This is a genomic window from Sphingomonas sp. 66-10, from assembly GCF_001897045.1.
Classification (GTDB): Bacteria; Pseudomonadota; Alphaproteobacteria; order Sphingomonadales; family Sphingomonadaceae; genus Sphingomonas; species Sphingomonas lycopersici.
In genome coordinates this window covers 2,042-3,290 of record NZ_MKRR01000036.1, presented here as the reverse complement: position 1 = coordinate 3,290, position 1,249 = coordinate 2,042, and the positions used below count along the sequence as shown (strand labels likewise).

Below are 1,249 nucleotides of genomic sequence, written 5' to 3'. Positions count from 1 at the left end.
AGCGGCGCGGCGCGCAATCCGCGGAGTGGCAAACTGACGAGGATCAGTGCTCAGTAACATTTGTGTCCCCGCGAAGGCGGGGACCCAGTCTGGCTCCCGCCTTCGCGGGAGCGCGAGCGGCGCCAGCGGCCGACCAGAGCGGCGATAGGCCAGCTATCGTCGACCGGACGACAAGCGGCGTTGCAGCGCGCTTCATCCTCCCCTAACCGGCGGAAAGATGGACCAGCCGATCCACCCCTTACGCATCGCCAATTTCCGCGCCTATTGGGGCTCGCGGCTGGCGGGAACGATCGGGACGACCGCGCAAGGCATCATCATCGGCTGGCAGGTGTACAGCATCGCCCGCCAGACGATGGACATCAAACAGGCCGCCTTTCTGCTCGGGATGATCGGCCTCGCGCAGTTCCTGCCGCTGTTTCTCCTCACCCCGTTCGTCGGGCTGGCGGCGGATTCGTTCGATCGGCGCTGGATCGTCCGCATCACCACCTCGCTGCTGGTCCTGATCGCCGCGATGCTCGGCGTGTTGACCTGGGCCGGGATGCTCGGGCTGCCGGCGCTGTTCGGCGCGGCGGTGCTGGTGGGGACGGCGCGCGCCTTTTCCGGCCCCGCTTATTCGGCGCTCGCCCCCAATCTCGTGCCGCGCGACAGCCTGCCGACCGCGATCGCGCTGTCGTCGATCGCGTGGCAGGTGGGGACGATCGCCGGGCCGAGCCTCGGCGGGCTGCTCTATGCGATCCACCCCGAGACCGCTTATGCCGCGGTCGCCGGGTTGCACCTCGTCGCGCTGATCGGCATCTTCCTGATCGGGCGCGTGCCGCAGCCGCTGGCCGAGAGCGACCGCCACCCGATCGCGCGCATTCTCGACGGCTTCGCTTATGTGAAGCGCAACCGGCTGGTGCAGGCGACGATCACGCTCGATCTGTTCGTCGTGTTGCTGGCAGGCGCGACCGCATTGCTGCCGATCTACGCGCGTGACATCCTCCACGTCGGCGCGAGCGGGCTCGGCGTGCTCGCCGCCGGGATGGGGATCGGCGCCGCGGCGACCGCCTTGTGGTTCTCGATCCGCCCGATGCGCCACAATGTCGGGGTGAAGATGCTCGCCGCGGTGATCGTCTTCGCGTTTGCGATCCTCGTTTTCGGGCTGTCGACCAGCTTCCCGCTCAGCCTCGCCGCGCTGATCGTCGCGGGCGGGGCGGATATGGTATCGGTCTATATCCGCAGTTCGCTGATCCAGCTCCACACCCCCGAT

At 68.1% G+C, this 1,249-nt stretch carries 1 protein-coding gene; it reads left to right on the top strand.

What is annotated here, in order from left to right; translation table 11 throughout:
* Window positions 1-217 precede the first annotated feature (217 nt).
* The coding region (locus BGN95_RS04300) for an MFS transporter (RefSeq protein WP_286771723.1) at window positions 218-1,249 on the top strand (1,032 nt) is incomplete at its 3' end.